The organism is Nakamurella endophytica, from assembly GCF_014646215.1.
Classification (GTDB): Bacteria; Actinomycetota; Actinomycetes; order Mycobacteriales; family Nakamurellaceae; genus Nakamurella; species Nakamurella endophytica.
Genome location: NZ_BMNA01000013.1, coordinates 88,604 through 96,290, shown reverse-complemented (window position 1 = coordinate 96,290; position 7,687 = coordinate 88,604). Strand labels below are relative to the sequence as shown.

Below are 7,687 nucleotides of genomic sequence, written 5' to 3'. Positions count from 1 at the left end.
GAACAAGATCAATCAGATCGTGTCATCACACCCGCTCAACCAACCTCTCCGAGCAGTACAGCTAGAAGCGCCCGCCCCCGCCGCCGAAGCCGCCGCCGCCGCCGCCGAAACCGCCACCCCCGCCGCCGAAGCCGCCGCTCCCGCCACCGAAGCCACCCCACCCGCCGCCGTAGCTGCGGTGGTTGCCGCCGCCGGACAGGATCCCGCCGAGGATGCCGCCCAGCACGGCCCCGCCGATGTTCGCGCCGACGTTGCTGCCGTACCCACCCCCGTAGCCGCCCCCGTAGCCGCCCCCGAACCCGCCGAAGCCGCCGACGTCGTTCTGCGCGAGGTCGATCGCCTCGTCCGCCAGGCTCTCCGCACGGTGCGCCTCGGCCAGCGCCGCGGCGCTGTCGGTGGCGGCCAACCGGTCCGCCGCGTCGTAGTGCCGGTTCGCCTCGGCGAGCCGGGTCCGCGCGGTGCTGCCCACGGCGCCGCGGCGGGTGGTCACGTAGTCGGTAGCGGTGGCGATCTTCGCCTGCGCCGAGTCCAGAGCTGCGGCCAGCGCCGACGCCGCCTTCTCGGCGTTCTGCTGTGCCGTCCGGGAGTCCGCCAGGATGACGTCCAGGGCCTCGTCCGCCTCGCGGATCCGCTGCTGGGCGAGCAGCGGATCCCGGGGGCCGGCCGGCCCGGCGACCGCGTCCAGCGCGGCCTGGACCTGGTCGAGCCGGGCGGTCAGGCCGGCCTGGTCACCGCCACCGGACCGGGCGACGGCCGCCCGGGCGGCGCCCAGCTCCGCCTGCACCGGCGCCAGCTGGGCCGGCAGCTGCGCGGCCGCGGCCGACAGGTCGTGATCCAGCTTGTCGACCGCGTCGAGCAGGGTGCGAGCCTGGCCCACCGCCTCCTGGGCGCTGCGGGCGGCGACCGCGCCCGCCGTCGGGTCGGTGGCGGCCGAGGCCTGGGACAGCGACGACCGAGCCAGCTCCAGCCGGCTGGCGGCCTCGGTCGCGTTGGTCGAGACCGCCGAGAAGGCGCCGGGGGCGTACGTCTGCGACAGCCGCTGCAGCGTCGACGTGGCCGCGGGGATCCGGCCGGCCTGCTGGTCGACCTGCGCCGGCAGGGAGGACAGCACCGCCGGCAGCTGGTTGCGGACGTCCAGCAGCTCGTCGAAGCGCTGGCTCTGCGCGTCCAGGGCGCGGTCGGCCGCCGTGCACTTGTCGATGATCTGCGCCATCCAGGCGCGGCGGGTCGCCTCGTCCTCCGGCTCGTCGTCGTCGATCTGCTGCCGCAGCCGGAACGCCTCCGCCAGTGACGTCCTGGCCTGCTCGAAGGCCGCGCGGAAGTCCGTCATGGACGCGGCGCCGAAGGTCTGCTCGGCCAGCTGCAGCTGCGTCTCGCTGGTCCGCACCGCGTTGTCGGTGTCGATCAGGATCTGCACGCTGCGCTGGGACAGCTGGTCGTAGTCCTCCAGCGGCGCGCCCTGCGGCTGCCCGGGCTGCTCGCCGGCGACCCCACCCGACCCGTCGCCGGCCGCGACCTTGGCCCGGCGCCGCGACCGCAACCAGAGCACCACGCCGAGAACCACGAGGACGATGAGGGCGGCCACCCAGATCAGGCCCGACTTCGAGCCGGACGAGCCGCCCGCGCTCGACCGGATGCCGTCGGCCGCGGCGACGGCTGCCCCTGCCCAGTCGCCCCGGGACAGCGCGCTGGTCACCGCGCCGTTGCCGATCGAGTTCAAGGTGCTGCTGCTGACCCGGAAGTTCGAGTTCGCGCCGAGGTAGAACGCCCGGTCGACGGTGGCGACCGCGAGGATGGCCGCGTTGGAGCCCAGGCTGGACAGCTGGAAGGTCCGCTGGGCCCAGTTCGACGCCGAGGCACCGTCGAAGCTGTCGACGTAGACCACCCACAGCTGCAGGTTGTCCTCGGACTGCAGCCGGTCGACGGCCGACTGCACCGAGCTGCGCCCCGACGAGCTCAACGAGCCGTTCCGGTCGGTGATCCGGCCGGGAAGCCGGAACGGCGCGTCCATGGCCAGCGGAGCGGCGGGCGCTGAAGCCGCGGGCCGCGCGGACGCCGCCGCGGGTGCCACGGCCGCAGCCGGACCGGCTGCTGCAGTGCCGGCGGACACCGGCGCGGCGGTGAGCACCGGGACCGTGAGCAGGGCGAGCGCGGTGATCGCCCGACCGAGAACCTTCATGGTGGTGGCCCTTCCAAGGCACGACGGGCGCCGTCCGGCGCACTGGGGCGACCCTATCGGCGCGCGTCGTCGCGGCCGCGGGGTCGCACGCGGTACCCAGTCGACTCCCGGCGCGGCTCCGCGGTTCCCGACCACCCGCGGTGGGATGCAGCGGCGCCGCACCCGGTCCGGCTGCAACAGTCGGCGGCAGTCGGCGGCAGCCGGCGCAGGCGTCCCCTGCGGCTCCGGGCCCGTGGCCCTACCGTGGGCGGGACGGGGACGCCCGCCGCCCCCACCGTCGCCGGCAGTACACCGCCGCAGGTCAGGAGGACGCATGGAGACCGGCCACGAGTCCGCGCGGTCCGACGAGCCGGTCGCCGAGGCCGAGCTGGTCGACGAGCCGTCGCCGACGGCCACCGCCGGGACCGCCGGCGGTGCCGCCGCCGACGACATCGACGACGGCATCGCCGAGGCCGAGATCGTCCCGACACCGGCGCCGGGCGGCGGCCCGACGGTGCTGCCGCCGGTGTTCGTCCCGGGGTACACCGAGGCGGGCGTGCCCACCTTCGAGTACGTCCGCCAGCGCGTCGCCCAGCGGGCCGCGGCCGCCGAGCTCGCGGAGGGGGCCGACGGCCAGGGCACCGCGGAGGACCACGAGGCCCGGGAACGGTTCCTCGCGCAGCAGCGGGAGGAGGCCGCCGCCCGCCGCCTGGAGGAGATCCGGCGCGGACTCGGGCGGTGACGGCGGGCAGGCTGCCCGTCCGGCGCCGGCGTCGCGGTCCCTGGTGGACGGCACAGCTGCTGCTGGTGGGCGGCGTCGGGTGGCTGATCACCGACAGGCTGTTGCGGCACTACCGGCCGCGGTCCTGGGGCGGACCGAACATCGGCGGCGGTGCACTCTCCCTGCTGGCCGCCGCGGTCGGCCTGCTGGGACTGGGGCTGGTCATCGCCGACGTGGCGCTCGAACGGAGGTCCCGGCCGACCCCGGTTCGCTTCGTTGCCTGGGTGCTGGACGTCGTGGCGCTCGGCGCCCTGCTGGCGGTCTGGTTCGCCTTCCCGGCCGGGGACTGGCGCGGCTCGGTGCGCGGGCAGGTCGGCGTCACCGTCGCCGCTGACGGATCACCGGTGCTGGTGCTGGAGGTCTGCCGCGGATCGGTGGACCGGGTCACCGTCGTCGGGCCGAACCGTGGCGCCGTCCCGAACGAGCGCCGCGCCGCGCTGCGCAGCCCCGCTCCGATCGGGACGCCGGTGTCCGTCGACCTGCGCCGGCCTCCGCCCGGCTGGATCACGGAACTGGCGTGGGATCCCGCCACCGCGCACGGCGACGTCCTGCAGATCGGCTCCGGTCGCGGCCGGGACGGTGAGCTGTGGCAGGTGGACTGGTCGGTGGCCGACCTCAGGACACTCGACGCCGGCACGGTGCAGTACAGCCGCTTCGAGGACGGGCGGACCGTGCGCCACCGCGTCGACCGCGCCGGGTTCCCTGCGGTCGCCTGCCCGCCGCAGAACCGCTGACGGCGCCCGCCCGACGTGGTTGGGTGCCGGCATGGCCACCGCCGCGCCGCTTCCGGAAGGCGGAGCGCCGCCGCCCGGGAACGCTGAGAGACCCGAGGACGCTGTGCCGGTCGGCGAGGACGCTGTGCCGGTCGGCGACGACGCTGTGCCGCTCGGCGAGGACGCTGTGCCGGTCCGGGCCGCCGTCGGCGGACCGTTCCCGGTCCGGTGGCGCGACACGGTGGCCGTCGTCGATCGCGAGGGCCGGCGCCGCACCAGCTACGGCGAGCTGGACGACCTGGCCGACCGGGTGGCCGCCGCATGGCGGGCGGACGGGCTCCGACCCGGCGACCGCGTCGGGCTGTTCCTGCCGAACTGCGTCGAGCTCGTGGTGGGTTTTCTCGCGGCGTTCCGTGCCGGTCTCGTCGCGGTCCCGGTGAACACCCGGTACGAGGGCGCGCAGGTGCGGTACGTGCTCGACCGGGCCGGCGCCGCGGCGGTCGTGGTGCACCGCCGCTTCGCCGGCCGGCTCCCGGCCGACGACGCCCGGCCGCAGTGGGTGGTCGGCCCGGACACCGACACCTGGCGGGACCTGCCCGTCGCGGTCCGCCCGCCGGAGCCGCGGCCGGCGGACCGGCCGGCGGTGCTGCTGTTCACCTCCGGCACCACCGGACACCCCAAGGGCGTCACCCACACCCTCGGCAGCGTCACCGCGTCGGTCGAGCAGCTGGTGGCGCAGCGGCGGTTCACCGCCGGCGAGCGGTTGCTGGTCAGCCTGGCCTTCTGCCACGTCGCCGGCCTGCTCGGCCAGGTCCTCCCCGGACTCGCGGTGGGCGCCACCCTGGTGCTGCACGACGGCTTCCGCGCCGACGCCGTCGCCGCGGAGATCGACCGGGCAGCCGTCACCCGTCTCGAGCTGCTCCCGGGCCAGCTCGCCGAGCTGGTCGACCGCCTCGAGGCGGCACCACCGTCCGCCCGGCCCCTGCGCGGGTGCGTGGCCGGCGGCGACGCGGTGCCGGTGGACGTGCAGGCCCGCTTCGAGGCGCTCACCGGCTGCCGGGTCAGCCAGGTGTGCGGGATGACCGAGTGCTTCGACTACGCCATGACGCCGCTGACCGGCCCCACCCGTCCCGGCTCCGTGGGCGTTCCCGCCCCCGGCACCACCATCCAGGTGCGGGACGGGTCGGGAGCCGTGCTCGGCCCGGACGAGGTGGGCGAGCTGTGGGTGCGCGGCCCGTCGGTGATGGCCGGCTACTGGGACGACCCGGCGGCGACCGCCGAGACGTTGGTGGACGGTTGGCTGGCCACCGGCGATCTCGGCCGGCTCGACGGGGACGGCTGGCTGTGGTTCGTCGGTCGGCGCAAGCAGATCATCGTCCGGGGCGGCTCAAACATCAGCCCCGCGGAGGTGGAGGCCGCGTTGCTCGCCGCGCCCGGCGTCGTCGCCGCGGTGGTCGTCGGGGTTCCCGACCGCCGGCTCGGACAGCGGGTGGCCGCCTTCCTGGTGCCACGGGGACCGGGCGCGATCGACCTCGACGCGGTGCGACGCACCCTGCAGGGGCGGCTCGCGGAATACCAGCGTCCGGAGTGGCTGTGGACCGTCGACGAGCTGCCCACCAACCCGGTCGGCAAGCCGGACCGGGTCGCGCTCGCGGCGCTCGCCCAGCACCGGACGCGGTAGCGCCGGTAGCGCCGGTAGCGCCGGTAGCGCCGGCAGCGCCGGCGCGCCCGCCACCTCCACCGTAGCGCCGGGGGCGGGGCTTGCCGCAAGACCACCGACCGTAGGCAGAATGCCCGGCCGCGGCACTGGCGGCCCGGCCGGAGGTCGGCACGGTGTCGCGGGTCCAACGCTCGCGACGTGTGCAGGGGAGATCGACGTGGTCGACGTACTGATCAGCGGTGGGGGTCCGACCGGGACGATGCTGGCCGCGGAGCTGCGGCTGCACGGTGTCGACGTGCTGGTCGTGGAGCGGGACCGGGAGCCGTCCGCCGCGGTCCGGTCGCTCGGCCTCCATCCGCGGAGCATCGAGATCCTCGACCAGCGTGGCGTTCTCGACCGGTTCCTGGCGCACGGCCAGCGCCATGCCGGCGGCGTGGGCCGGTTCGCCGGCATCGACCGGCCCGCACCGGCCGATCTGGACACCGCGCACGGCTACGTGCTCGGCATCCCGCAGCCGGTGACCGACCGGCTGCTCGCCGAGCGGGCGACGGAGCTCGGTGCGCGGATCCGACGGGGCTGCGAGCTGACCGGGTTCCACCAGGACGCCGACGGTGTCGACGTCGAGTTCGCCGACGGCACGAGCGTGCGCGCCCGCTGGCTGGTCGGCTGCGACGGCGGACGCAGTCGGGTGCGCCGGCTGCTGGGCGTCGAGTTCCCCGGCGAGCCCGCCACCACCCAGTGGCTGCTTGGCGAGGTCGAGGTGACCACGCCGCCGGACGAGCTGGCCGAGGTGGCCGCCCGCGTCCGGGCGACGCACCGCGGATTCGGCATCGGTCCGGTCGGCGACGGCCGGTACCGGGCCGTGGTCCCCGCCGCCACGGTGATCGAGGACCGGTCGTCCCCGCCCGATCTCGACGAGTTCCGGGCACAGCTGCGGACCTACGCCGGAACGGATTTCGGCGCCCACACGCCGCGCTGGCTCTCCCGGTTCGGCGACGCCACGCGGCTCGCCGACCACTACCGGATGGGCCGGGTGCTGCTCGCCGGCGACGCCGCCCACGTGCACCCGCCGCTCGGCGGGCAGGGCCTCAACCTCGGCATCCAGGATGCCGTCAACCTCGGCTGGAAGCTGGCTGCCGAGGTCGCTGGGTGGGCCCCGACCGACCTCGTCGACACCTACCAGACCGAGCGCCGACCGGTGGCCCGGGACGTGCTCACGCTGACCCGCGCGCAGAGCGAGCTGATCTCACCCGAACCGGGCCCGCAGGCGGTGCGCCGGCTGCTCACCGAACTGATGGACCTCGAGGACGTGCGGAGGCTGCTCGCCGAGAAGATCACCGGCATCGGCATCCGCTACGACCTGGGCGACGGCCCGGCGTTGCTCGGCCGGCGGCTGCGCGACATCCGGCTCTCCTCGGGCCGTCTGTACGAGCGCACCCACCGCGCCCGGGGGCTGCTGCTGGACCGCACCGGGACCCTGTCGTTGGCCGGGTGGGCGGACCGCGTCGACCTCGTCGCGGATCCCGGGGTGGCGCTCGACGTGCCGGCCGTCCTGCTCCGGCCGGACGGGTACGTCGCCTGGCTCGGCGACGACCAGGAGGACCTGCTCCGGCACCTGGAGCGCTGGTTCGGGTCCGCCCTCGCGGCGGCCGGCCCGCGGTGACCGGCGGCACCGGTGGGTGGGCGGCGCCGGTGTCGCGGCCGGGTGGCGGTCAACGCTCGGGATCGTCGCTCTCCGCCGGTGTCTCGCCGGCCGCCGGGTGGCGGCCGGCGAGACCGTGCTCGGGATGGCGCAGCACGTGCAGCGCGCGGAGGAAGCCGGTGCCGGGCAGACCGATCAGCTCCCAGGCCCGCGAGATGCCGAACACCAGGCCGACCGTCGAGGTGATGGCGATGACGTCGAACCCCGCCGGGCTGCCCGGTGCGGCCCGGACCACCTCGATGCCGGCCCACACCTGCCATCCGCACAGCACCAGGCAGCCGATCGAGATCCGCCGCAGCGACCGCGCGACCGGCCGGGCCACCCGTCGCTGCGCGAGCGCCACCCGCCCGACGGCCAGGGCGTAGGCGATCCCCAGGCCGCCGAGCACGATCGTCGCCCAGCCGATGTCCGGCACCGGCATCAACGCGAAGAGGCCGATCACCAGGACGTTCGTGAAGATCAGCAGGGCCGACGCGGCCTCCGCCTGGGCGACCGGCGCCGTCACCGGGTCGCGCAGCCGTCGCGGTGCCAGCGACACCGCCACGAACAGCAGCCCGATCAGCGCGCCGTCGGCGCCGACCAGGCCGACGAAGAAGTCCTTGAACCCGTCCGGTGTCACCGCTGCAGGCTAGGGCGGCGGGTCCGCGGTGCCGAGCGCGCAGCCGGCTCCGCG

Annotated in this window: 6 protein-coding genes; 4 read left to right on the top strand and 2 right to left on the bottom strand. The window is 75.8% G+C overall.

Features of this window, described 5'->3' with window-relative positions; translation table 11 throughout:
- Window positions 1–61 precede the first annotated feature (61 nt).
- Complete coding sequence (locus tag IEY37_RS19130) at window positions 62–2,179, bottom strand: TPM domain-containing protein (RefSeq protein ID WP_188944496.1); 2,118 nt, start codon at window positions 2,177–2,179, stop codon at window positions 62–64.
- A 313-nt stretch (window positions 2,180–2,492) separates the two neighbouring features.
- Here IEY37_RS19130 and IEY37_RS19125 point away from each other — a divergent pair, with 313 nt between their 5' ends.
- The 4 genes from IEY37_RS19125 (at window position 2,493) to rox (ending at window position 6,975) form a co-directional block, all read left to right on the top strand.
- Complete coding sequence (locus IEY37_RS19125; RefSeq protein WP_229674650.1) at window positions 2,493–2,900, top strand: hypothetical protein; 408 nt, start codon at window positions 2,493–2,495, stop codon at window positions 2,898–2,900.
- On the top strand, window positions 2,897–3,673 hold the full coding sequence (locus IEY37_RS19120; RefSeq protein WP_188944494.1) for a hypothetical protein: 777 nt from the start codon (window positions 2,897–2,899) through the stop codon (window positions 3,671–3,673). Before IEY37_RS19125 ends, IEY37_RS19120 begins: the two co-directional genes overlap by 4 nt.
- Before the next feature lie 124 nt (window positions 3,674–3,797).
- A complete protein-coding gene (locus IEY37_RS19115; RefSeq protein ID WP_229674649.1) occupies window positions 3,798–5,333 on the top strand; it encodes a class I adenylate-forming enzyme family protein in 1,536 nt (511 codons plus the stop codon).
- A 196-nt stretch (window positions 5,334–5,529) separates the two neighbouring features.
- On the top strand, window positions 5,530–6,975 hold the full coding sequence (gene rox / locus IEY37_RS19110; protein ID WP_188944490.1) for a rifampin monooxygenase: 1,446 nt from the start codon (window positions 5,530–5,532) through the stop codon (window positions 6,973–6,975).
- Between the two features lie 49 nt (window positions 6,976–7,024).
- On the opposite strand, the gene IEY37_RS19105 is transcribed toward rox, so the two are convergent.
- Window positions 7,025–7,633 (bottom strand): hypothetical protein, encoded by a 609-nt coding sequence (locus IEY37_RS19105; RefSeq protein ID WP_188944488.1) that lies wholly within the window; start codon window positions 7,631–7,633, stop codon window positions 7,025–7,027.
- Window positions 7,634–7,687: the final 54 nt, after the last annotated feature.

What these genes read in the sequence shown, in the direction of transcription:
- IEY37_RS19130 (WP_188944496.1), bottom strand. Translation starts at nt 2,179, where the DNA reads ATGAAGGTTCTCGGTCGGGCGATCACCGCGCTCGCCCTGCTCACGGTC.
- IEY37_RS19125 (WP_229674650.1), top strand. Translation starts at nt 2,493, where the DNA reads ATGGAGACCGGCCACGAGTCCGCGCGGTCCGACGAGCCGGTCGCCGAG.